The sequence below is a fragment of the Terrisphaera buseokensis genome (genome assembly GCF_047521145.2).
Taxonomy (GTDB): Bacteria; Verrucomicrobiota; Verrucomicrobiia; order Opitutales; family Opitutaceae; genus ER46.
Map to the genome: position 1 here is coordinate 4,140,623 of NZ_CM134186.1, position 23,221 is coordinate 4,163,843.

Annotated in this window: 20 protein-coding genes; 7 read left to right on the forward strand and 13 right to left on the reverse strand. The window is 65.4% G+C overall.

All coding sequences use genetic code 11. From position 1 onward, the window contains the following. Positions 1 to 50: 50 nt before the first annotated feature. From ACLJEU_RS15450 to ACLJEU_RS15465, 4 genes are all read right to left on the reverse strand, one after another. Positions 51 to 1,121 carry an AAA family ATPase gene (locus ACLJEU_RS15450; protein WP_414661545.1) on the reverse strand — a complete coding sequence of 357 codons (1,071 nt, stop codon included), beginning with the start codon at positions 1,119 to 1,121 and terminating at the stop codon, positions 51 to 53. Positions 1,122 to 1,152: 31 nt separating this feature from the next. Beyond that, complete coding sequence (locus tag ACLJEU_RS15455; protein ID WP_414661544.1) at positions 1,153 to 2,142, reverse strand: DUF4159 domain-containing protein; 990 nt, start codon at positions 2,140 to 2,142, stop codon at positions 1,153 to 1,155. A gap of 118 nt (positions 2,143 to 2,260) precedes the next feature. Further along, complete coding sequence (locus ACLJEU_RS15460) at positions 2,261 to 3,154, reverse strand: DUF4159 domain-containing protein (protein ID WP_414661543.1); 894 nt, start codon at positions 3,152 to 3,154, stop codon at positions 2,261 to 2,263. A 5-nt stretch (positions 3,155 to 3,159) separates the two neighbouring features. Next, positions 3,160 to 5,802: a peptidase MA family metallohydrolase gene (locus tag ACLJEU_RS15465; protein WP_414661542.1), complete on the reverse strand. Its 2,643-nt coding sequence runs from the start codon at positions 5,800 to 5,802 to the stop codon at positions 3,160 to 3,162. A gap of 376 nt (positions 5,803 to 6,178) precedes the next feature. Between ACLJEU_RS15465 and ACLJEU_RS15470 the strand changes: the two genes are divergently transcribed. Further along, positions 6,179 to 7,597, forward strand: coding sequence for an adenosine deaminase family protein (locus tag ACLJEU_RS15470; RefSeq protein WP_414661541.1), 1,419 nt, complete (start codon positions 6,179 to 6,181; stop codon positions 7,595 to 7,597). A 40-nt stretch (positions 7,598 to 7,637) separates the two neighbouring features. Here ACLJEU_RS15470 and ACLJEU_RS15475 read toward each other — a convergent pair whose 3' ends face one another. The 5 genes from ACLJEU_RS15475 to ACLJEU_RS15495 are packed head-to-tail and all read right to left on the reverse strand — an operon-like array spanning position 7,638 to position 12,055. Beyond that, positions 7,638 to 8,525, reverse strand: a complete 888-nt coding sequence (locus ACLJEU_RS15475; protein ID WP_414661540.1) for a metal ABC transporter permease — start codon at positions 8,523 to 8,525, stop codon at positions 7,638 to 7,640. Further along, complete coding sequence (locus tag ACLJEU_RS15480; protein WP_414661539.1) at positions 8,525 to 9,388, reverse strand: metal ABC transporter permease; 864 nt, start codon at positions 9,386 to 9,388, stop codon at positions 8,525 to 8,527. Before ACLJEU_RS15480 ends, ACLJEU_RS15475 begins: the two co-directional genes overlap by 1 nt. Positions 9,389 to 9,410: 22 nt before the next feature. Continuing rightward, positions 9,411 to 10,322, reverse strand: coding sequence for a manganese/iron ABC transporter ATP-binding protein (locus ACLJEU_RS15485; protein WP_414661538.1), 912 nt, complete (start codon positions 10,320 to 10,322; stop codon positions 9,411 to 9,413). Further along, complete coding sequence (locus tag ACLJEU_RS15490) at positions 10,319 to 11,230, reverse strand: metal ABC transporter substrate-binding protein (RefSeq protein ID WP_414661537.1); 912 nt, start codon at positions 11,228 to 11,230, stop codon at positions 10,319 to 10,321. The genes ACLJEU_RS15485 and ACLJEU_RS15490 overlap by 4 nt, the downstream gene beginning before the upstream one ends. Positions 11,231 to 11,239: 9 nt before the next feature. Further along, positions 11,240 to 12,055, reverse strand: a complete 816-nt coding sequence (locus ACLJEU_RS15495; protein ID WP_414661536.1) for a transporter — start codon at positions 12,053 to 12,055, stop codon at positions 11,240 to 11,242. 84 nt (positions 12,056 to 12,139) lie between these two features. Between ACLJEU_RS15495 and ACLJEU_RS15500 the strand changes: the two genes are divergently transcribed. The 3 genes from ACLJEU_RS15500 to ACLJEU_RS15510 all read left to right on the forward strand — a co-directional run bounded on the left by ACLJEU_RS15500 (position 12,140) and on the right by ACLJEU_RS15510 (position 15,503). Further along, positions 12,140 to 12,802 (forward strand): metal-dependent transcriptional regulator, encoded by a 663-nt coding sequence (locus ACLJEU_RS15500; protein ID WP_414661535.1) that lies wholly within the window; start codon positions 12,140 to 12,142, stop codon positions 12,800 to 12,802. A gap of 72 nt (positions 12,803 to 12,874) precedes the next feature. Continuing rightward, the gene (locus ACLJEU_RS15505; RefSeq protein ID WP_414661534.1) at positions 12,875 to 14,569 is read left to right on the forward strand and encodes an ABC transporter permease; all 1,695 of its coding nucleotides are present in this window, start codon (positions 12,875 to 12,877) and stop codon (positions 14,567 to 14,569) included. Between the two features lie 70 nt (positions 14,570 to 14,639). Continuing rightward, positions 14,640 to 15,503 carry an EamA family transporter gene (locus ACLJEU_RS15510; protein ID WP_414661533.1) on the forward strand — a complete coding sequence of 288 codons (864 nt, stop codon included), beginning with the start codon at positions 14,640 to 14,642 and terminating at the stop codon, positions 15,501 to 15,503. Positions 15,504 to 15,594: 91 nt separating this feature from the next. On the opposite strand, the gene ACLJEU_RS15515 is transcribed toward ACLJEU_RS15510, so the two are convergent. The 4 genes from ACLJEU_RS15515 to trpD form a co-directional block, all read right to left on the reverse strand. Further along, complete coding sequence (locus ACLJEU_RS15515) at positions 15,595 to 16,668, reverse strand: ComEC/Rec2 family competence protein (protein ID WP_414661532.1); 1,074 nt, start codon at positions 16,666 to 16,668, stop codon at positions 15,595 to 15,597. A gap of 79 nt (positions 16,669 to 16,747) precedes the next feature. Then, positions 16,748 to 18,142 carry a tetratricopeptide repeat protein gene (locus ACLJEU_RS15520; protein ID WP_414661531.1) on the reverse strand — a complete coding sequence of 465 codons (1,395 nt, stop codon included), beginning with the start codon at positions 18,140 to 18,142 and terminating at the stop codon, positions 16,748 to 16,750. A gap of 104 nt (positions 18,143 to 18,246) precedes the next feature. After that, on the reverse strand, positions 18,247 to 19,641 hold the full coding sequence (locus ACLJEU_RS15525) for a phosphohexomutase domain-containing protein (RefSeq protein ID WP_414661530.1): 1,395 nt from the start codon (positions 19,639 to 19,641) through the stop codon (positions 18,247 to 18,249). Beyond that, positions 19,638 to 20,684, reverse strand: coding sequence for an anthranilate phosphoribosyltransferase (trpD, locus tag ACLJEU_RS15530; RefSeq protein ID WP_414661529.1), 1,047 nt, complete (start codon positions 20,682 to 20,684; stop codon positions 19,638 to 19,640). The genes ACLJEU_RS15525 and trpD overlap by 4 nt, the downstream gene beginning before the upstream one ends. Positions 20,685 to 20,763: 79 nt before the next feature. Between trpD and ACLJEU_RS15535 the strand changes: the two genes are divergently transcribed. The 3 genes from ACLJEU_RS15535 (at position 20,764) to rpmF (ending at position 23,197) form a co-directional block, all read left to right on the forward strand. After that, positions 20,764 to 21,771, forward strand: a complete 1,008-nt coding sequence (locus ACLJEU_RS15535; protein ID WP_414661528.1) for an undecaprenyl-diphosphate phosphatase — start codon at positions 20,764 to 20,766, stop codon at positions 21,769 to 21,771. A gap of 91 nt (positions 21,772 to 21,862) precedes the next feature. After that, on the forward strand, positions 21,863 to 22,888 hold the full coding sequence (locus ACLJEU_RS15540; protein WP_414661527.1) for an undecaprenyl-diphosphate phosphatase: 1,026 nt from the start codon (positions 21,863 to 21,865) through the stop codon (positions 22,886 to 22,888). 129 nt (positions 22,889 to 23,017) lie between these two features. After that, positions 23,018 to 23,197, forward strand: a complete 180-nt coding sequence (gene rpmF, locus ACLJEU_RS15545; RefSeq protein ID WP_414661526.1) for a 50S ribosomal protein L32 — start codon at positions 23,018 to 23,020, stop codon at positions 23,195 to 23,197. Positions 23,198 to 23,221: the final 24 nt, after the last annotated feature.

A 23,221-nucleotide genomic window follows, 5' to 3' on the forward strand; every position in this document is an offset into this window, starting at 1 on the left:
GTCCCCTGAATCCGGTTTCCGGTTTCCGGACTCCGGTTTCCGGTTTCGGATCAGCTTTTCACCGGCACCTTCGCCGCGGAGAGCAGACGTTTGATGACTTCGTCGATCTTGATGCCTTCCGCCTCGGCGCGGTAATTGAGCAGGACGCGGTGACGCAACGCAGGGACGGCAAGCGCCTGGATGTCCTCAACGGTGACGTGCGCACGACCGCGGAGCAGCGCGCGGGCTTTGGCGCCAAGAATGAGGAACTGGCCGGCGCGCGTGCCGGCGCCCCAGCTGACCCATTCGTTGACGAATTCCGGCGTGTTCGGCTGATGCGGACGCGACGACGACGCAAGTTGCACGGCGTAGCGCACCATCTCCTCGGCCACCGGGACTTTGCGCACGAGTTCGTGGAAACGCAGGACGTCCTCGCCGGTGAACAGCGGCTCGATCGCGGCCGGCCGGCCGGAAGTGGTCTGCGCCACCACGCGCACCTCGTCCGCTTCGGGGAGGTAGTCCATGACGACGTTGAACATGAAACGATCGAGCTGCGCCTCCGGCAGCGGATACGTGCCTTCCATCTCGATCGGATTCTGCGTGGCCAGGACGAAGAACGGCTCCTCCAACGGATGACGTACGCCCGAGGCGGTCACCTGGTGTTCCTGCATTGCCTCGAGCAGCGAGGCCTGCGTCTTCGGCGGCGTGCGGTTGATTTCGTCCGCGAGAATCATGTTCGCGAAGACCGGGCCGCGCACAAAAGTGAGGCGCCGGCCGCCCTCGCCGCTGTCCTGGAGAATTTCCGTGCCGGTGATGTCGGCGGGCATCAGGTCGGGCGTGAACTGGATGCGCTGAAACCGGAGGTGAAAGATCTGCGCGATCGATTTCACGAGGAGCGTTTTCGCGAGACCCGGCGCGCCGGTGATGAGGCAGTGGCCGCCGGCGAGCAGCGCGATCATGATCTGCTCGATGACCTCCTTCTGGCCGATGATCACCTTGCCCAGCTCGGTGTCGATCCGGGCCCGGCCGGCGATCAGCCGCTCGGCGGTTTCACGTTCACTCGCGAACGTGTCGACCGGCTTGTCCGGCGCTGGCTCGGCCGGGGTGGAGTTGCTGAGGCTGGGGGGTGTGAGGTGGCTCATTCAGTAAAGCGGGTGGAGGAAAAGCGGGCGGTCAGTGCGTCATCAGATAAAAGATCAGGTTCACTCCGAGCGGGTAGGACACGCGTTCGGAGAACACCTCGAAGTAGTCCTGGTGTTCCCCCTCGCGCTCCCAGCCGTCGCTGATGTCGCTGTTGTGAAACGCAATCACCATGATGCGGCCGCGGTCGTCGAGCATCGCGCGCACCGACATCACGTCGGAATCGGGCCCGCGATCAATCTGCAGCGGCGCGCTGGGATCGTTCGGGTCGCGGTTGCGGTTCCAGAACTGCATCGTCGGGACCTGCAGCCGCTGCATCGGCCCCTTGAGATCGAAGACGCAGTGAAAAATCGGGTGATCGATCGTGAGCTCGGTCCACGTCCGCTCCGGCATCACCTTCTTCATCTGCGCCGCGAAGCCGTTCCACTCGATCGAATTCCAGAAATCGATCACCGTGAGCACGCCGCCCGCGAGCAGGTACTTGCGCAGCCCGGCGATCTCGGAATCGCGCAGCTGCATGTAGCCGGGATGCTCCATGAAGAGGAACGGATAGTGCCGCAGATCAGGATCGTTCAGCTTCAACACCCGACCGTCCGGATCGGTGCGCATCGAGGTCATCTGCTGCAGCCGAAACGAGAGATTCAAATCTGCGTCCGGGAAATCCACCCACCAGCCGATTCGCCGCCCGCGGTGAAACGAAGGCGACGGCGCCGTCGTCGGTGCCGCCCGAAAAATGGCCCGCGTAAACGTGAACACGTCCTTCTCGAAGCCGCGCGGATTCTCCCACGAGGGCGTACCCGTGCTGTGCGACACAACTTCGCGCGCGGTCCGCACCACATCCTCGTCGATGATCCCGCTGCCCTCGGTGCGCACGAGCGAGCCGCCGAGATCGCCTTCGTTGCCCCAGCGATCCGCGCTGCGCATCCCGCCCGGACCGCCGGGACCACCCGAAGCGCCGGGCCGTTGCGGCTGCGCCGAGAGCGGGTTCGAGCTGACGACCAGCGCCAGCAACGCGATGCCCACCGGTAGCCAGCCTCGGAGCCCAGACGGCGAGCCCGCGGGACGGCTCCGCTCCCGCTTGGCTGCCCTGCCCCGACCACCGAGAAACTCTGTCAGTTGATGCATTGCTGACGTCGACCCCTCAGTGGGTCATCGCATAGAAAATGATATTAATCCCGAGCGGATACGCGATCTTCTCGGAGAAATTCTTGAAGTAGTATTCGTACTCGCCCTCGCGCTCCCAGCCGTCGCCGTTGTCGGTGTTGTGGGTCGCGATGACCATCATGCGGCCCTTGTCATCGTGGATCGCCCGATGATGCACGGTCTGGGTGTCGCCATCGTGAAACTCCTCCCACGTCACGCCCGTCCGCTGGCTCATCTCGCCGGTCCGCACATTCGGCACCTGGCCCTTGGCCTTGATCTCGAAGACGCAGTGATACACGGGATGATCGAGCGAGAGCTCGCTGAACGCCCGATCGGGAAACACCTGCTTCATCTGCCGCTCCACATTCAGCCAGGCGGAGTCGCCCCAGAAATCGTCGAACATCAGGAAACCGCCGTTGAGCAGGTATTTTCTCAGGGCCACGACTTCATCCGGCGTGAAGGTCATCCGGCCGGGCTCCACTATATAGATCCATGGGAACCGCGCCAACTCGGGATCGGTCAGGCTCAGGAAGCGTCCGTCCGGGTCGACCTTCATCGACGTCATCTGCTGCAGCCGGTAGGAAAGATTCAGATCGCTGTCCGGCGCGTCGGTCAGCCAGCCGCCGCCGCGGCCGAAGTAACCGCCGCCGTAGCCGGTCGAGTAGCGAATGCGCGCAAACGTGAACACGTCCTTCTCGAAGCCGCGCGGATTTTCCCACACCGGCGTGCCGGTGGAGTGAGAACCAATTTCCCGCGCGGTTTTCGTGGTGTCACTGGCGTAGCCGCCGCCTTCGCTGTAACCGCCACCGCCGCCGCGTCCGCCCCGCCGTTGCGCCAGCACCATCGCGGCCAGGACGAGGAAGATCGAAACGAGGGTGAGCGTCCGTTTCATCGCGGTTAGCGGGTGGCGGGTTTCCGCTCCGGCACGAGGGCGTCGGGCGCAACCGGGTCCTTGACCTTGTCGGCGCGCGTCCGCTCGAGATCCAGCAGCAGGCGCAACGCCTCGCGGTAGCGCGGCGTTTCCTCGAGCGCGAGCAGCACCTGACGCCGCGCCTCGCCGTCGTCGCCGCGTTTGTGGAGCAGTTTCGCCAGTTCGTAATGGCCGTCGACGCGCTCCGGCACATCGAGTTGCAGGAGCGTCCGCCACGCCACCACGGCGGTCGAGTCGTCTCCCATCCCGGCGGCAGCCTGGGCCTGATAGCGATACGGCGGAGCCACGAGCGGGTTGACGGCCAGATAACGATCGGAGTTTCGCGCCACGGTCGGCCAGTCCTTATCCGCCGCCGCCAGCTCCATCAAACGCAGATAAGCCTCGGTCGCCTCGTCGTCGACTTCCGCCCATTTGGTCAACATCGCACGTTCGTCCGGCAGGTCATTCAGCGCCCGGGCCGCGGCCACGAGCGAGCGGTACGGTGACTCCGCGCCCTTCTGTCCCGGATAAAGTTCCGCCAACCGGCGCAACGGCACACGCGCCTCCTCCCATTTCTGCTGCTCGACCAGTTTCTGCGCGTTCAGCCGGAGCGTCCAATAATTGTCCGGATGCGCCTTCTCCCATTCGGCCAGTTTCGCCGCGGCATCCGGCAGCAACAACTCCGGGTCGGGCTTTTCCCAGTCGAGTTTCGGCGCCATCGCGGTCGCGCGCTCGCGCGCATAGACGGGAAACTCCTTCTCCAAGGTTTCGAGCGGCGCCACATGCTGGCCGAGGGCGGTGTTGATCTCGACGCCGTCGCGCAGCGCCGTCAGCACCGCGCGCAGACGGTCCAGGCCGTACTTGCCGACGATATACTCGACCACCAGCGAGGACTGCAGGTACGCGAACTGCAGGTGCCGCGGTGACTTCGGCGCGAGAAACGCCCCGCTGAGTTTGCCGACCGGCACGAGGTCCGGGCCCATGATCATCTCGCGGTAGCGCGGATCGATGCCCATGCCCCATGCCAGATTCGCCTGGCGCTCCTCGTGCACCGAAATGCCCTCGCTGAGCCAGCGCGGCATCTTGTTCTTCGTCATCTGCAACGTCACGACATGGCAGAACTCATGCCACAGCACCGACTCCCAGTTCGTCGGCGAGCTGCTGGTCGCGGGGCTGTTCGCGGTGACGACGCGGCCGAAACACACGCCGAGGAATCCCGGAACGTCGGGCAGGCCAAATGTCCGCACCGCAAAGTCCCGCTGATCGGCAAAGATCTCGATATAGGTCGGATTCGCGAGCTCGACGCCGTACTTCGTTGCCAGCGTCGCTTTTGCACGGCGCAGGAGCGCCAGCACGCGCGGCCCGTACACCGCAACCTCGGGCGCGGCCATGCGGATCACGAAATCGTCATTCGTGAGCGCGGCGTATTTGTTCATCGTCTCGCGCAGCGTCACGAGGTTGAACGCCTCGACATCGTACTCGTCACGCTCGTGCACGGCCTGCGCGAGCTTCCAGCCCTCGGTCTCGTCGCCGAGCCGTAGCAGATCGTTCGCCAACTGGGCCATCGCGGGCAGGTAGTCCGGATCGAATTCGCGCGCCCGGCGCTGGTAGGCCGCGCCCTCGGCAAAGCGGTATTTGGCGGAGAGTTTCTCGCCGATCAGGAAGTCGACGCGGGGATTGGTCGCCCACGACGCCAGCGCTCGTTCGCGGGCCAGCCGCTCGGCGATGGGATCGTTCTTCAGGTGCGCAATCACGGCGCGGTAAGCCCAGGCGTCCGGCTGCACCGGATTCACGTCGATGACGTCGTCGAGCAGGCGCGCCGCGTCGTCGTAGGCCTCGGCATCGATGTGGTGATCGGCCAGCTGGAGGAGCGTCGGCACGTGCCGGGCGTTCTGCGCCAGCGCGCCCTGCAGCGATTTCAACGCAATCTCGCGATCGCCGCCGGCGTAGGCCTTGGCGCGACCGAAGAGGAGATCGGGGTCGTTCGGGATCTGCTTGAGGCCTTCCTCGTAGACCTTCGCCGCCAGGGCGAAATCATGTTTCTCCAACGCGACCTCGCCGCGCGCCAGATACACGTCGCGCAGCTTCGGGTCCGCCTTCTGCGCGGTGGTGAACACCTTTTCGAGCACGTCCTTCGGATCGGCGCCGAGCATCAGGGCGGCGCGGCCAAAGACGACGAGATCAGCCGGCGCGCGATATTGATACTGATTGTTCTGCACGAGGGCGCGGATTTCCTCGACGCGTTTCGCCGCCTCCTCCGGCCGGCCGTTCGCAAAGGCGACGTCGCGCGCGAGCCAGCGCAACCGGATGCTGCGCGCGTCGCGGCCCAGCGCTTCCTTCATGGCGGTGTCGGCCTCGGCGTTGCGCCCCAGCGCAAGCAGAGCGCGCACCAGCAGCATCGACCATTCACTGGTCGCCGGCGCGTCCCGGAGCTCACCCTGCGCCTGCTTGATGACCGCGGCATAATTGCCGGCGAGCAACCCGCGTTGCACCTCGGCCGGCTCCGCCGCGCGCACCGCGACAACCGGAAACGCGAGCAGGGCCGCGCCAAAAACGGCGACGGGGAAAAACAAGTGGCGCCAGTGGCCCGGGCCGGCGGACGATGGAAAGGCGTTCCGGAATCCGGTCATGCGTTCAAGTGGGGCCGTGGGAGGAGCATGCGAGCAGTGCCGAGTCGCGTGGAAGACGCAGGGCACACGAAAGAGTGATGCGTGCTCCGCGGGTTTTCTCAAGCCTCCCGGTGATTGTTTTCGGAGGATTTCCACGCCGCGCAATTTCTGCTCACGGCCATCGACCTGAGACGGGCCCGCGAATCACGCGAATGGCCGCGAATCGGAGCGAACCGCGCCACCGGTTGACACGCAATGCCCCCGTCCGACGGCGAAGGGAAGCACTGCTTCTCCCTCTGAAGATTGGCGCGCATTCGCGTGATTCGCGGGCGAGCCTCCGCTTGGGAACGATCGCCCGGCCTTGCCTGCAGGCGGGCCGGACGTTGTCGTCAGTGGCATGCGCCCGCTTTCAATCCTGCTCGCCTCCGTGGGGTTCACCGCCGCCGGGTTTGCCGCCGACTTTGACGCCCGCTTCGGCGCGCTGGTCGACGCGGCGAGCCCCGCGCAACTCTACGCGCTCCTCTACGACCTGCCGAAGGGCGGCGACCTGCACAATCACTCGGCGGGATCCGATCGTCCCGAATGGATCTTCGAGGTCCTGACCGATCCAGCGCGCAACGACGGCGACACGTTCTACACCCGGGCGCGTTTCACCACGGAACCCGAGGCCCTAGCGCCTGGCATTCGCTTTCGCACGATTCGAGCCCGCACGTATCAGCAACTCTCACCCGCCGCGCGCACAGAATACGTTCCGCTCACGGCGTTGTCCGCCAGCGAACGCGCCGAGTGGTGCGACAGCCTGCGCCTCGACGCCCCGGGCGAGGGCCGGCACGAGTTCTTCAGCGGCCTGTGGGTGCGGCGCGGCGAGATCGGTCAGAATCTCGGCGTCCGCCTCGAATTGCTCGCACTCAACATCAAGGCCTTTGCGGCGGAAGGCATGCGTTACCTGGAAACGCAATTCGGCGCCGACGGTGCGGTGACCAACGACGGCCGCGCGATCCCGCCCGCCGAGGCCGTGACGCGGATCAAGGAACGACTCGCGCGACCCGACCTCACCGGCACCGGGCTCGTGGTGCGGTTTCAGGACACCATCCTGCGCTTCCATCCTCAGGCCGAGGCGAAGCTCGCGGAGTCGTACGCGTTCGTCGATGCGAACCGCGATCTTTGGGTCGGAATCAACATGGCCGGCATCGAGGAAAACGGCCGCGGCTTCCCGCGTCGTTTCCTCGAGACCTACCGCCAGCTGCGATCCCGCTTCCCCACCCTCGCGCTCTCGATTCACGCCGGCGAGATGGACGGACCCGACTCGCACATTCGCGACACGCTGCTGCTCGGCGCCAGCCGCATCGGGCACGGCCTGAACCTCATTCACGATCCCGACACGCTCCTGCTCCTGCAGCAGAACCGGCGGGTGCTGGTCGAGATCAATCTCATCTCGAACCGCCTGCTCGAGTACGTGCCCGATCTGCGGAAGCATCCGTTTCCTGAATACCTGCGCACCGGCGTGCCCGTCTGCCTCAACACGGACGACCGTGGCATGTGGGACAGCAATCTCACCGACGAATACTTCACCGCCGTGACGACCTTCCGGCTCTCGTGGAGCGAACTCGTGCAGCTCGGCCGCAATTCCCTCACCTACAGTTTCGCGCCGGCCGCGGTAAAGGCGGCGCTGCTCGCCGACTACGACGCGCGCATCGCGGCCTACGCAACCCGCCATGCCGCCGGCTCCGTCGCCGAGGCGCTCGCACGCACGAGCTCCATCCGCCCCGTGACCTACGGCTACGCGAAACGCACGTGGGGCCTGGAGTTCAAGTAGAGCCCCGGGAGCGCAGGCCTCCGGCCTGCCTTCATTCGAATCACTCTGCCGGCCGGAGGCCTGCGCTCCCGGACTCCCGCGCCGCCATGCCCGCGCGCCGCTGCCGCCGCGCCGCGAACAAGCCGTGTTTTGGTGCAAACACCAGCGCCACGAGGAACACCGCGGCCTGCAACAGCACGATGCACGCACCGGTCGAGGCGTTGAGGAAAAAGCTGAAATAAACGCCGAAGAAACTCGAACCCACGGCGCTGGCCGTCGCGATGGCGAGCATGCGGTTGAAGCGATCCGTCAGCAGATAGCCGATACACCCGGGGGTCACGAGCATCGCGATCACCAGGATGATGCCGACGGCCTTCAGCGACACGACAATCGTGACGGCGAGCAGTGAAAGCAGCAGGTAGTAAAGCATGCCGGTGCGCAGCCCGATCGTGCGCGCGTGCCCGGAGTCGAAGCAGTAGAGCAGCAGGTCGCGCCGGAGCGCGAGGACGATGGCCAGCGTCCCGCCGGCGACGATCAGCGTGTCGCGCAGGTCGCCCGGCGCGAGGCCGAGAATGTTGCCAAACAGGATGTGATCGAGGTGCAGATCGCTTTTGACCTTGGTGAACAGCACCAGCCCGAACGCGAACAGCCCCGTGAACACCACGCCCATCACGGTGTCCTCCTTCACCCGGCTATTGGCCTTGATGTAACCCGTCAGCACGGCGCACAACAGCCCGGAGCCGAACGCGCCCACCGCGAGCGGCAGCCCGATCGCATACGCGATCACGATGCCGGGCAGCACCGCGTGCGAGATGGCGTCACCCATCAACGACCAGCCCTTCAGGACGAGGTAACACGAGAGGATCGCGCAGACGGCCCCGACCGCCATGCCGACGATCATGGCATCGGTCATGAACGAAAACTCAAACGGTTCGAGGAGCCGGCTCATCAGGTTGTCGCCTCCGCGCCGGCCGCCCGCCGCCGCGACCGGGCCGCAATGAGGCCGTGTTTCCGACCGAAGACCAGCGCGACGACAAACAGCAGACTCTGCAGCGTCACGATGCACCCACCGGTCGAGCCGTCGAAAAAGTAGCTCGCGTACGCGCCGACCACCGACGTGCCCACACCCATGCCGACCGCGATGCGAATCATCGCCCCGAATCGATCCGTCAGCAGGTAGGCCGTCGCCCCGGGCGTCACGAGCATCGCCACGACCAGACACGCGCCGACCGTCTGCAACGCCGCCACCGCCGTGGCCGAGAGCAGGGTCAGGAGGAGGAAATGCAGCACCGTGGTGTTGAGCCCAAGCGCGCGCGCCTGGTTTGGATCGAAACAAAACAGCAGCAGATCGCGCCACTTGAATCCAAGCACGACGAGCGTCACGGCCGAGATGATCATCACCTGGAGGATGTCGGAATTCGAAATCCCCAGGATGTTGCCGAACACGATGGAGCGCAGATCCACCTGGCTCGGGTAGAGCGAAATGAGCAGCAGCCCGAACGCGAAGAACGCGGTGAACACCACGCCGATGACCGCATCTTCGCGGAGGCGCGTCTTCGTCTTCACAAAGCCCATGCCGACCGCCGCCAGCAGGCCGGTCACGAACGCGCCGGCGGCAAACGGCCAGCCGGCATAATAGGCGATCGCCACGCCGGGCACCACCGAGTGCGACAGCGCGTCACCCATCAGCGACCAGCCCTTCAGCGTGATGAAACAGGAGAGAAACGCGCACACCCCGCCGATGACGCCGCTCACCACGATCGCCTTCAGCATGTACTCATACTGCAGCGGGAGGAGCAGCGAATCGATCATGGGTTGATCCGTGAGGCGCGGGTCATACGTCGCCCTCGCCTTCCGCGCGCTTCTTGACCACGTCCTCGCGGCCCTCGCGCTTGCTGTACTCGACGTGCCCGCCCTTGCCGAAGACCAGCGGCCGCTCGTCGTCGGTCAGCAGCGTCACGGCGCTGCCGTCGTGGCGTTGCACGGTCGATTCGTCGAAGCGGAAATGCCGCAGCACGCCGCCGAACGCGCGCAGGAGATTCTGCTCGGTGAACACCTCGGTCGTGAGTCCGGCCGCGAGCACGGTGCGGTTGATCAACACAACGTGATCGCAGAATTCCGGGACGGAACCGAGATTGTGGGTCGACACCAGCATGATGTGGCCTTCCTGCCGGAGCTCGCGCAGCAGCGCGATGATCGCCCCCTCGGTCGTGACATCGACCCCGGTGAACGGCTCGTCCAGCAGGATGACGCGCCCGCGCTGCGCCAGCGCGCGTGCCAGGAAAACGCGTTTGCGCTGTCCGCCGGAGAGTTCGCCGATCTGCCGTTCGCGGAATTCCAACATGCCCACGCGCTGCAGGCTCTCCTCGGCAATCCGCCGATCTTCCGCGCGCGCCATGCGCATGAAATTCATGTAGCCGTAGCGGCCCATCAGCACGACATCCCAGACGCTCACGGGAAAACTCCAGTCGACCTCCTCCGCCTGCGGCACGTACGCCACCAGATTCTGTTTCAACGCCGCGCGCACGGGCTGGCCCGCGATCCGCACGAAACCCGCGACCGGCTCGACCAGCCCCATGATGGCCTTGAAGAGCGTCGACTTGCCGCTGCCGTTCACGCCGACGAGCGCGCAGATTGATCCACCCTTAAGCTCGAACGAGGCGTCGCGCAGCGCGACGTGACCGTTGGGATAGCTCACAGTCACCCCGCTGACCTGCACGCTCAGGGGATCGACGATGGTGCTCACGGGGCGGAAAATCCCTTCACAATCGTCTTCGCGTTGTAGTCCATCAGCCGCAGGTACGTCGGCGCCGGGCCGTTCGCCGCCGTGAGCGAGTCCACGTACAGGACGCCGCCGTAGCGTGCGCCCGTCTCATTGGCGACCTGCCGCACCGGCTTGTCGCTGACCGTGCTCTCGCTGAAAACAACCGGTATCCGGTTCTTGCGGACGCCATCGATCACCTTCTGCACCTGCTGGGGCGTGCCCTGCTGGTCGGCGTTGACCGCCCAGAGAAACAGCTCCTTCAAACCAAAGTTGCGGGCGAGATAGGGAAACGCGCCCTCGCTCGTCACGAGCCACCGGCGCTCGGCGGGAATCTTTTCCAGTTCGGCCCGGACCCCGGCCTCGAGCGCGGCGAACTTGTCGCTGTAGCTTTTCGCGTTCGCATTGTAGGTCGCGGCATTCGCCGGATCCAGTTTCACGAGCGCCTTGCGGATGTTCTCGACGTAAATCACCGCGTTGCGCGGCGACATCCAGGCGTGCGGATTGGGCTTCCCCACATAGGGCCCCTCCTCGATGCCGATGGGCTCGATGCCCTCGGACAGGACCGCGCCCGGGACGTTCTTCAGGTTGCCGAAGAAGCGCTCGAACCAGCGCTCGAGATTCAGTCCGTTCCACAGCACCAAATCGGCGCGCTGCGCCTTGACGATGTCCTGCGGCGTCGGTTCGTAGCCGTGGATCTCCGCGCCGGGCTTGGTGATCGACTCCACGACCGCGGCGTCGCCCGCGACGTTCTGCGCCATGTCCTGGATGATCGTGAACGTCGTCACGATTCGCTTCTTCGTCGCTGCGGCGTCGGCGGACACCGCCAGCAGCACGCTCACCAGGCCGACCACCACGCCCCGACGCCAGAACCTGGATGAGAATGCAGCCATGGGAAAAAATCAGTACTTCCGCGACAGCCCGACGAAGAGCGTCAGGTCGGGCGCCGTGCGCGAAATGCCGATGTAAGCGCCGGCATCAAGTTGCAGGTGCGGACCGAAGCGACGGGTCAGCCCGCAGTTGAACGTAGCCACGTGAGGACCGACGCCCGACTCCGAGGTCAGTTCCAGAAAACCGCCCAGCTCCGGTGCCAGCTCGCGCGCGAAGGTGATCGTGTTCGCCCACACCGGCCGGCGCCCGCGATCGGTCAGTACGCTTCCCACCGACGTCATCGCCGCAGCCTCCCAGCCGGCCCCGACGTCGAAGGCGAAGGGCAGCGCCACCGCCGCCTCCACCTTGTCGTTGCCGAGACCGTCCGCCGCGGTCGGGAGTTTTACGTCCGCGATCAGACCGAGCGCGTTCTCGCCGCCGTCGTTGCCCCAAAAATTGAATTTGGTCCGGAGCGTGGTGTCGCCCACGCCCTTCGTGGTCGTTTTCACGCCACCGCGGGTTTCCTCGGTCACGCGGACGTGCGGGGTGAGGAAGATCCCGACCTCGGTGTTCTTCGAGACGCCGTAACGCAGGTTGAACGGTGCCAGCACCCACTCGGTCGTCCGGATGCCGTCCAGACGGTTGCGGGTGTAACTGACTGCATCCATTTCCACCTGCAGGTGTTCGGGATCGACCGTAAAGGGACTTTCCGTGGCGTCCGGGCGATCCGTGGAGAGTTCGCGCAGCGCGCCGGGGGCCGGCGCCGCCGCACTCATCACAGCCGCGCTGCCACTCAGCAACAACGCCGCAAGCCCGAGTGAAGAGGAGAACCATCGAGACGAGGTCATGAGCTTCATCGGTGGCTCAAACATTTTGATTAGTCAAAATTAATCCTTGGTTGCATCAAATCCGGTACTTTGCAGGGTGGAGGAATGGCTACGATTGCAGTGGAGAACTACCTAAAGCACGTGCTGCTGCTCTCGGACGGTTCGGACGATCTGGTGTCGATGGGGGCCCTGGCCGGTGCCCTCGAGGTGGTGCCGGGCACGGTGACGACGATGGTCAAGGCGCTCGCCGACGCGGGGCTGGTTGAACATCAGCCGCGGCTGGGCGTGCGCCTGACGCACGACGGCCGGCGCGTCGCGTTGAACGTGCTGCGCAAGCACCGGCTGGTGGAGACGTTTCTCGTGCAGGTGCTCAAGATGGACTGGTCGAAGGTGCATGCGGAGGCCGAGCAACTCGAGCATGCGATCTCCGACGAGGTGCTGGATCGGCTCGACGCCCTGCTCGGCCATCCGGTCACTGATCCGCATGGCGATCCGATTCCGAACCGCCAGGGCAAGCTCAGCGCGCAGGTGTATGCCACGCTCTCCACCTGCCTGACGGGGCGGCCGCTGCGCATCGTGCGCATCACGGAACAGTCCCCCGAATTCCTGCAGTTTGCCGAGCAGAATGGCCTGCGCCCCGGCACCGCGCTGCAGGTGACGGAACGCAACCTCACGGCCGGGCTGGTCACGCTGCGCCGGGCGAAGGGGAAGCCGGTCGCGCTGAGCATCGTCGCGGCGGGCAAGGTCCTGGTCGAACTGGACAAATAGCGCCGTCAGGCCGGTGGGATTTCCCGTTTCCCCCTTGCCGCGCGCCGGCGCGGCCACGCACACTCGGCCGCGATGTCGCACTCGTTCGCGCGCCTCGTCTTTGCGTTCACCGCCCTCTTTTTTGCCGCGTTCTTCATCTGGCCGGTCCTCCAGATCCTGAAGGGCGGCTTCATTGACGCGGATGGCCGGCTGACCTTCGCCTACCTCGGCGCGCTGCTCGCCGATCCGGTTTATCTCGGCGGCCTGCGGAACTCCTTTCTCCTCGCCTGCTCGGCCACCGGACTCGCGCTGCTGATCGCGCTGCCGCTCGCGGTGGTGACCGATCGCTATCTTTTTCCCGCCAAGAACCTGCTCGGTTCGCTCGTGCTGGTGCCGATGATCCTGCCGCCGTTCGTGGGCGCGATCGGCATCAAACAGATCTTCGGCCAGTACGGCGCGCTGAACGCCCTGCTGCACCACGTGGGTCTGCTGGCACCGGGCGCGACGATCGACTGGTTCGCCGCCCATCAGTTCTGGGGTATCGCCATCGTCGAGGCGCTGTCGCTCTACCCCATCATTTACCTGAACGCCGTCGCCGCGCTGGCGAACATCGATCCGGCGATGGAGGAGGCCGCGCAAAATCTCGGGTGCACCGGCCTGCGGCGTTTCTGGAAAATCACGCTGCCGCTGATTCGCCCCGGACTCTTCGCCGGCGGCACGATCGTGTTCATCTGGGCGTTCACGGAACTCGGGACGCCGCTGATTTTCGACTACGACCGCGTCACGAGCGTCCAGATTTATTACGGCTTGAAGGACATTGGCGCGAATCCGTTCCCGTTCGCGCTGGTCGCGGTGATGCTCGCGTGCTCGGTCGCGTTGTACGCGCTGAGCAAGACGCTCTTCGGCCGGCAGACGCACGCGATGATGGCCAAGGCCACGAGTTCGGGAGGGCCACGCGCCCTTCCCTCCGGTCGCGCCTGGTTGTGCACGCTGTTGTTCGGCGGCGTCACGTTTCTCGCCGTGCTGCCGCATCTCGGCGTGATCCTCGTGGCCTTCTCGCAGGATTGGTACGGCACCGTGGTCCCGCACACCTACACCCTCGACAACTTCGAACTCGCGCTCGGTCACGATCTCACCGTGCCCGCGATCGCCAACAGCCTCCGGTTCGCGAGCATCTCCACCCTGGTCGATCTCGTGTTGGGCGTCGCGATCGCCTACGTCGTCGTGCGCAGCAAAGTCCGCGGCCGCCAGGTGCTCGACTTCCTCGCCATGCTGCCGCTCGCCGTGCCGGGACTCGTGCTGGCGTTCGGCTATCTCGCGATGTCGCAGGACGGAAAGTTCTTTTCATTTCTCAACCCGACGCGCGACCCGACGATTCTGTTGATCATCGCGTATTCCGTGCGACGGCTGCCGTACGTCGTGCGATCGGCCGCCGCGGGTTTCCAGCAGACGAGTGAAACCCTCGAGGAGGCCGCGCAGAACATGGGCGCGCCACCGTTGAAGGCGGTGATCAAGATCACGCTGCCGCTGATCATGGCCAACCTGATCGCGGGCGGCCTGCTCGCGTTTGCGTTCGCGATGCTCGAAGTCAGCGACTCGCTGATCCTCGCGCAAAAGCAGGCGTTCTATCCGATCACCAAGGCGATTCTCGAACTCTTCCAGCTGCTCGGCGACGGCAAGTTCATCGCCAGCGCACTCGGCGTCTGGGCGATGGTCTTCCTCGGCGTCACGATTGCGGGCCTGAGTTTGATTCTAGGCAAGAAACTGGGCGCGATTTTCCGCGTGTGAGCGCCCTCCGCACGACTGCCGGGTCGTACGCCGCCACTTCTGCGGCCCGCGCCCCCGCCTCACTCCGCCCATGGTCCAGCTGATCGTCGTCTCGCTGATCTGGGCGTTCTCGTTCGGACTGATCAAACGCCACCTCGTCGGCGTCGACAGCACCTTCGTCGCCGCCGCCCGGCTCGGGCTCGCGTTGCTGGTCTTCCTGCCGTTTCTCCGGCTGCGCGCGATCAACGTCCGGCTGGCCGTTTCGCTCGCCGCCATTGGCGCGCTCCAATTCGGGTTCATGTACCTGGCCTACATCGAGAGCTTCCGTTACCTGAAAGCGTATGAAGTAGGCCTGTTCACGATCACGACGCCGATTTTCGTGACGCTGTTTGCCGATGCACTCGACCGCACGCTCCGCGGTCGCGCCTTGCTGGCCGCGGTCCTCGCGGTGATCGGCACGGCCTTCGTGACCGTGCGCTCGAGCGACCTCTCGCTCACGCTGACTGGACTCGCCCTCGTGCAGGCGTCGAACGCCGCCTTCGCAATCGGCCAGGTGCTTTACCGCCGCGTGCGGGCCCGCCACGCCGACCTGCGCGACCGCGACGGCTTCGGGCTGCTGTACGCCGGCGCGTTTGCGGTGGCGCTCACGGCCACGCTCGCCCGCGGCGTGCACCCGACGCTGACCGGCCCGCAGATCGGCACGCTCCTCTACCTCGGCGTGCTGGCGTCGGGCGTGGGTTTCTTCCTGTGGAATGTCGGCGCGACCCGCGTGAGCGCCGGGACGCTCGCCGTCATGAACAACGCCAAGGTGCCGCTCGCAGTGGCGGTCGCGCTGATCGTTTTTGGTGAACAGGCCAACCTGCCCGCGCTGCTCGCGAGCTTCGCCTGTCTGGCCGCCGCGGTGTGGCTTGCGCAAAGCCAGCCGGCCGCGGCGACGCGCGCTCAACGCACATAACACGCCGACTCCGCGGTTGAAATGCGCCGCGCCGAGCCACTCGCTGGCGCTCGTAGCCACGAGCACACGAGCGCCGCCGCGCCGGCTCGCCTCACTTTGACTTCGTCTGGTAAGTCTTCGACTGGCCGTTCGCCGGGATGCTGACGGTGTAGCTCTTCCCATCGGGTGCGACGGACATCTTGATGAGATTCGCCGGACATTTCGCGGCGTCGGCTCCGGTGAGATTCTCGTGATTCGCCACGAAGGCGGCGGGGGCGTTGCGTTCAGCCGGCACGTTGTAGCTTTGGTGCAGTTGGTAGAGCGCCTGGACCGACTTCGTCGCTGCAATCGCGTCGAACGCCCCGGGCTGGCCGCCTTTCTTGGGCCCGTTGTTCATCACGACGACCGTGGGCTCGAGGCTCTGCACGAGGGAGGGATGATTGCTCACCTCGAGTCCGTGGTGATTCGTCTGATACACGTCCACCACGCCGGGAAGGTTGTACGGCGTGACGAGCTTCTCCTCCATGTTCCACGTCAGGTCACCGCCGTCGAAAAACCGGAAACCGCCGAACGAAAGCACAAAGACCGCGCTGTTCGCATTGTCGCTCGGATCGGCGGGCTTGGCGGGAAACTTGCCCGTCAGGGGATTCTGCTGCTTCAGCTGTGCCGCGGTCGGCGGCACGAATTTCTGATCGGCGGCGAGGCAGCGCAACTCGAGCTTCGGTCCGCCCGCGCTGGCCTGGAGGGGAATCACCGTGCCCGGCGCCAGCAGCGCGCGCTTCGCCGCGATTTCGCGGTAGGGCCGGATCTGCAGCGGAAATGACGACTGCTTTCGTCCGTCCGGATCGCCGGCGGGAATGGCCCGCTCATGCACCGTCCCGAACGGCAGCTGCTGCGCGACCTCGGCTGCGCCGCCGAAATGATCGATGTGAAAATGCGTGATCACGACGTGATCAATTTTCCTCAGGCCCGCGGCCTTCGCCGCCGCAATGATCCGGCTGGCGTCACGCCCGCCGGGATTGCCGGTATCGATCAAGATCGACTCGTCCGCCGGCGTGACGATCAGCGTCGATCCGCCGCCCTCGGAATCGACCCAATAGAAATCGAGCGTCCGGGTTTTCTGATCGGCGAGCGCAGACGCGACGGTCAGCGCGAGCAAGAGAGCGAGACGGGGAAACGAGGTCATGGGGGTGGAATGAAAGGGGAGCACAGGCGTCCCGCCTGGCGTTGCCGCGGAAAGCAGACGGGACGCCTGTGCTCCTGGTTCAGGACTTCGAGTAGAACGCGTTGATCTTGTCCGCCACGTCCCGGAAACCGATGTCCTCGCTGTAGATCACCTTGAACTCCTCGATCGCGAGCTCGGGTTTGCCCATCAGCTCGTAGCACGCGCCCAGCTCGTAAATGACGTCCTTCTTGATGTCATCCATCGTCGCGAGATCGTTTTTCGCGGTCGTCAGCTGGCTCACCGCGAGATCGTAGAGCCGCTTGGCCTTGAAGCAGCGACCGAGTCCGACGAGCGACGACACGCGCACCTGCGGTCCTTTTTGCGCCTGCTGAAACTGCGCGATGGCCGCATCGGTCTGCCCCTGCTCGAGCAGCAACGCGCCGAGCGCATACCGGGCCGGATAATCGTTCGGATAGCGTTCCACGTAACGCTTGGATTCCGACAGCTTGAAGTCGGCAAACTCCTTCCGCGCCGCGTCGAGCTTGGCCTGCGCCGCAGCGTCACCCGGAGCCGCCGCGACCGCTGTCTCGGCGTCCTTCATGTGCTTCTCGACCACGGCTGTCGCAAGTTCCGACTCCTGCTTCTCCAACGCGGCATCGGTCTTGCCCACCGGCTGCTCGCGCGCCTTGCGGACCCAGACGAGCGCTTCGTCGAGATTGCCCATCTGGCGATACGCCTGCGACACGCTGCGATAATGATTCAGGTTGTTCGGCTCCTTCGCGACGCGCGCGAGCCCTTCCTCGAGGAGGCGTTGCGACATGACGTCGCCCGTGACCATTTTGGCCGACTGCTCGAGCGAGACCGCCTGCGCTTCATCGCGCAGTTTCTCGCGATACGACGTCTTCTGATCCCAGCCCTGCTTGGTGACCGTCTGGGCCACCGAGGACTTGCGCATCAGGTTTTGCGCATCCGCATCGGTCGGCTTATCCTTCAACAATTCGTCCGCAATCTTCAGCGCCTCGGTCGCCTTCCCCGCCGCGAGCCAGGCCTCGCCCAACGCGAGCAGATTGGCCCGATTATCCGGCTCGAGTTCCCGCACGGCATCGAGGGCGAAGGCCACGGTTTCGGGAAATCCCAGCGCCCCGGCCGCCTCGGCCAGCATGCGCAACGCGCCCACGCTCGTCGGATCCTTCGCCAGCATGCCTTCCGCGGTCTCGAGCTGTTTCTGCGGGTCCTTCTTGCTGCCCGCGAAAAGAAATGGCGCGGTCGACCAACCGATCGCCTTGCCCATGAATCCGCCACTCTTCCCGCGATTCTGCCGGAGTTGCGCGACTCGCTGCAGCTTCCGCACCGGCAGACAACCCGGCTGCATCTTCAAGACCTGCGACGTCACCTCGAGCACGTAGTCAAAGTTACCGCGGTCCAGAGCGACACGCGCGTTCTCGACGAGCTTCTGATGGCGGGGGTCCAGCGAGGCAACGGAGACTTCAGGCATAGGAGAGTCCCAGCGAAGGGGTGGCGCCCAATGCGGTCAACGCCAGAGTCCGTCGGCGCACGCCGTGGCACGCTCGTCCGTCGGCCGTAAACCCAGCGTGCACCTCATAAAACCGCCAGTTCAGCGCGCGCCGCAGACTCGAGCCGCCCGATGGCGGCCCTGACGATCGCATCGGTCGGGCCTTCCACCAGCAGCCGGAGCTTCGCCTCGGTACCTGAGTAACGCACGAGCACGCGGCCCTGTCCGCCCAGTTCCGCCTCGAGCGCCCGGATGGTCGCGGACAACTGCGCCAGCGACTCGATCGGCTTTTTCTCCCGCACCTTCAGTGCCGCGGTGAGCTGCGGAAACTTTGTCAGCGCCCGGCGCAATTCCGACAACGGCTTTCCCGCCATCAGCATGACCTCGATCACCTTCAACGCTGCGACCAGGCCGTCGCCCGTTGGCGACACGTCCGAACAGATGATGTGGCCGGAGGACTCGCCGCCGAGCGTGGCACCTTCAGCGAACATCCGCTCGATCACGTAGCGGTCGCCGACATTGGTGCGCAGGACGCGGCCACCCGCCGCCGTGATCGCGGCGTCCACGCCGAGATTGCTCTGCACCGTGATGACGAGCGTGTTCTTCGCGAGTCGCCGCTGCCGCAGGGCGTGCAACGCGAGGAGCGTCAGAATCTCGTCACCGTCGAGCACGCCGCCGAGTTCGTCGCACAAAATGCACCGGTCACCGTCGCCGTCGTGCGCGATGCCGAGCGTCGCGCCCGTGGCGACAACCCTGGCCGCGAGCGCGGCCGGATGTTCGCTGCCGACATTCGCGTTGATGTTGGTGCCGTCCGGCGTGTCGCCGAGGCCCACCACCTCGGCTCCGAGTCGGCGCAGTACGGCGGGACTCGTGCCACAGGTCGCCCCGTTCGCCGTGTCGAGCACCACGCGCCAGGCCGCGAGCGACCGCGCCGGGAGCAAGGCCGCGGCCGCCGCAATATAGTCTGCGGCCGCGCCCACTGAGCCCGCCAGCGGCTGATCCTCGCCCGCCACCGGACCACCGAGAAAGCTCTCGATGATCGACTCGTCCTGATCGGTGAGCTTCACGCCGTTCGGTCCGAAAAACTTGATGCCATTGTCGGCGGCCGGATTGTGCGACGCCGTGATCACCACGCCGAGTCGGGCGCCGCTTGCGCGCACGGCCCGCGCCACCGCCGGGGTCGGCACCACGCCCAGTGAAACCGGCTCCGCGCCGGCCGCCCGCAGGCCCCGCGCCACCGCGGCTTCCAGCGCCGCGCCTGAAGCGCGCGTGTCACGCCCAATCAACACCGGCCCCACCCCGCTCCGCTCGCGTCGATCGACGCCCAGCGTCGCCGTGTTCACCTCGTCGCGCCGGCGTTCGCCCGGGCCCCGCAACCACGCCACCGCCGCCGCACCGAGCCGCGCGGCGAATGCTTCGTTGATCACCGGGCCGCCGTAGACGCCCCGCACTCCGTCGGTGCCAAAGTAATTTCTAATCATGAACGATAAAACTCCCGCGTGGCCGAAATTTTCTTCTTCACCGCGCCGCCGAGCAGCAAATCACGCGCCGGCCCCAAACCGGCCTGCACACTGGGCGTCTGGCCCACGACCCACATCGCGACCGCGGCGTTGAGCACAATCGTATCGACCAGTCCGGCGGGCCCTCGACCGGACAGGATCGCCTCGACCAGCGCCAGGTTCGTCGGGAGATCGCCGCCGAGCAGCTGAGAAAAGGGCGATCGCTCGAGTCCGAAATCGCCCGCATCCCACAGCCCGTCAACCTCGCGCAACGCCCCGAATCCGCGGACGCGGTTCGAGGTTGCCGTCGTGAGTTCATCAATGCCGCGCTCGGAATCGATCACTCCGTGCACTGCCAAGCCGGACTTGGAACCGAGCGCCTCGAGCGCGTCCGCGAGCTTCGGCACCGAACCCCCGGAAAACGTCCCCAGCACCACGTGGGCGGGACGCCCCGGATTGATCAGCGGACCGAGGATGTTGAAAATGGTCCGGTGTCCCTGCGCCGCCAGCGCCTTCCGGACCGGCGCGATGTGCTTGAAGGTCGGGTGATACGACGGCGCGAAGAAGAAAACAAAACCGAGCTCCTGCAGGGCCCGCCGCAACGTTTCCGGCGGCGCGTCGAGTTTCACGCCCAGGGCCGCGAGCAGATCGGCGCTGCCGCACTTGGACGTGATGCCACGATTCCCATGCTTCATCACCACGACGCCGGCCGACGCCAGCACAAGCACGACGAGGCTCGAGACGTTGAAGCCACCCGCGTGATCGCCGCCGGTGCCGACGATGTCGATCGCCCGGTCCGCCCACGCTTCGACCCCGGGATTGATCGCCCGGGAGCGGAACGCCTTGGCAAAGCCCGCAAGTTCCGCCGCAGATTCGCCCTTGCGACCCAGCGCGAGGAGAAACTCGCCCTTGCTGGCGTCGGATTCATCCGTGCCCGCCAGCGCCACCGCCACGTTTTCAATCTGCACGGCGGAAAGATCGCGCCCGTGGGCGAGCTGCGCGGTGAGGTCTGCAAGCGTGGACATGCGTTCACGAGTCAGCCGCCTCGCGCGCCTTCCGCAAATAAATTTGCGCCCCTTCGGCAAAACTGAAATCTCGGACCGCGTGCAAAAACACCTCTTCGCCATCGTCTTCGCGGCGCTGGCGAGCATGCTTCCAGCGCAGGTCGCCCCGCCTCCGACGGACATCCCACTCGCGCCCCAACCCGCGGCGGAGCTCCGCGCCGTCGATGCTGTCATTCTCGGCGTCATCGAAGGCCTCACGGAATTCCTGCCCGTCTCTTCCACGGGGCATTTGATCATTGCGAAGGATCTTCTGCGCCTGAATTCCAACCAGGTTCTTTTCGACTCCATCGGCGAACCGCTGTGGTACCGTCATGCCACCTCGGAGCACGGCAGCCAGTTGCTCACGATGAATCTGGCGGCGGACACCTACATCCTCGTGATTCAATTCGGGGCGGCGGCCGCGGTCGCGATCGTCTATTGGTCACAGTTGCTGTCGATGATTCGCGGCCTCTTCGGCCGCGATCCAGCCGGGCTCAGGCTGTTGATCACCGTGGCGATTGCGTTCGTGCCGGCGGCCGTGTTCGGCCTGCTGTTCCATGATTGGATCGACGAAAATCTCTATTCGGTCGGCACGGTGATCGTCGCCCAGGTCCTAGGTGCGATGCTGATGTTCTATACGGAAGCGTGGTACGCGCGGCGCTACCTGCAGGGAATTCTACCGGAGACGAAGGAACTGACACCCGTGGCGGCCGCGACGGTCGGGTTGCTCCAATGCGTCGCGATTCTGCCCGGTACCAGTCGTCCGATGATGGCGATCGTCGGCGGTTACTTCGCCGGACTCGATCCCCGGCGTGCCGCCGAATTCAGTTTCATTCTCGGCTTCGTCACCGTCACGGCCGCCTCCATCTATAAGAGCTTTCGCAGTGGAGCGGCGATGATCCAGGTGTTTGGCTGGCCGCACGTGCTGCTCGGGGGCGCGGTCGCCGCCGTGGTCGCCGCGGTCTGTATTCGTTTCACCGTCCATCTGCTCCTGCGCCACGGCTTGAATTTTTTCGCGTGGTACCGCATCGCCCTCGCCGGGGCACTCGCGTGGCACTACTACGGATAAGACGATTCTGCCGATGTCGACCGCCACAAGCCCTTGGTTGCCGTGAGGTAAAAACCATTGCCCCGTCCTCTCAAAACTGAATTCTCCCCCCGTGCGGAAACTCATCCTTGTCCTCCTGCCGTTCCTGACGTCGCTCGCGCCGGTGGCCCGTGCGCAAGCCCAGGTTGAAGTCGTCAGTGCACCGACCGCACCGACCCGCGTCGTACCGGCCGCGGAACTGAGCGCCAAGGACGCCATCATTCTGGGCGTGGTGGAAGGCGTCACGGAGTTCCTGCCCATTTCCTCGACCGGCCACCTGATCATCGCGACCCGGCTGCTGCATTTGGAATCGGACACGCCGCTCCTGGGCCGCGACGGCCAGCCGCTGTGGCACAAGAAACCGTCGGCGAAAAACCCCAGCGGTGAGCCGCTGACGCTCAAGCTGGCGGCGGACACGTTCACCGTGGTGATTCAGGCCGGTGCCATCGCCGCGGTCGCATTGCTCTGTTGGTCCCAGTTGATGGCGATGCTCAACGGACTTCTCGGCCGCGATCCCGCCGGGCGGAAGCTGCTGCTGCACGTCCTGATCGCGTTCGTGCCGGCCGCGGGCATCGGTTTTCTCGCGCACAGCTGGATCGATCAGCACCTGTTTTCGATCAAGGCCGTGATCATCGCCCAGGTCGCCGGTGCGTTTCTGATGTTTTACGCCGAGTCCTGGCGGCGCCGTCAGGCCAGCCGCCCCGAGACCAAGCCGGTGACTGAACTCACCGCGGCGAAAGCGGCAACAATCGGCGCGCTGCAGTGTGTGGCGATGTGGCCGGGCACGAGTCGCTCGATGATGACGATCGTCGGCGGTTATTTTGTCGGCCTCGATCCCCGGCGTTCCGCGGAATTCAGTTTCCTGCTCGGCTTTGTCACACTGAGTGCTGCTTCGATCTACAAGGGCTACAAGAGCGGTGGCGCCATGATTCAAGTCTTCGGGTGGTCACACGTGGCGCTCGGCGCCGTCGTGGCGGCGATCACCGCGGCCCTGTGCGTGCGCTTCCTCGTGCACTGGCTCACAAAGCACGGTCTCGCGATTTTCGCGTGGTATCGGCTCGCATTGGCGGCCGTGCTGGTCGTCGTGTTTTACCTCTGAAAGCGACGTTCCGGCGAGTCGGTGTGGATGGCGCTTGACGCGTCTCCACGCCCCTCTTAACTCCGACCCTTTCATCAAAAACTGCGGGCGTTTTAGCGAACGCCCAGCCTTCACAAAACGCTTCTTCCCATGGCCAATCCGAAACGCAAACAGTCCAAACGCCGTAGTGCCAACCGCCGCGCGGCCAACGCTTTCAAAGCACCTGAATTCGCCAAGGATCCGACCGATGGCAGCGCGTTTCGCCCGCACCGCGTGAATCCGAAGAACGGCATGTATCGCGGTCGCCAAGTGCTGAACGTCGAGGTTTGAGCCTCGCGCCTTCGGTTACAGTTT